Raw genomic sequence first — 520 nt, forward strand, 5'->3', positions numbered from 1 at the left:
CGCTCATTCGGTATGGTATTTGTACCCCTACAAACACCCGAAATGAGGCGGCCTCATGAACAAGTCTACTTCACTAACAACCATTCTGCAACAGGTTCTTCCCGAAGAAACCATGCAAATCCTTATGGATACTTTAGGCTTTATCGATGTGGCTCGGAAGTTTACCGTTTATGATTTATTTTTGTTTCTCAGCGAAGCGGCTTTTCAAGAATGGAAAGGTTACCGAGACGGTGAGCAGCGCATGGGAAAGTCTGGATTGCAACCTGTCAATTACTCCACGATCTCCAAGAAAGCAAAAGTAGTGCCCTTTGAGCTATTTAAACAATTGTTGCACCTCATGATTAAGCAGTGCAATAGAAAAACACGTCGTTCCTTGGGGATTCCTCAGGAACTGCTTATTGTTGACTCCACGAAAATGACAACTGGCTTAGGACGCATGCCCTGGGCTCCTTTGAAAGGAGCGAAAGCTGGAGTTAAGCTACACGTAGCCCTACTGCCAGATCGTGGAGAACTGTACAAA

The 520-nt window shown here is 45.2% G+C and carries 1 protein-coding gene; it reads left to right on the forward strand.

Features of this window, described 5'->3' with window-relative positions; translation table 11 throughout:
• Positions 1–55 precede the first annotated feature (55 nt).
• Positions 56–520, forward strand: a 465-nt coding sequence (locus A8708_RS00015; protein WP_461824333.1) for a transposase, incomplete at its 3' end; no start/stop codon positions are given.

It is taken from the genome of Paenibacillus oryzisoli (assembly GCF_001653565.1).
GTDB lineage: Bacteria > Bacillota > Bacilli > Paenibacillales > NBRC-103111 > Paenibacillus_E > Paenibacillus_E oryzisoli.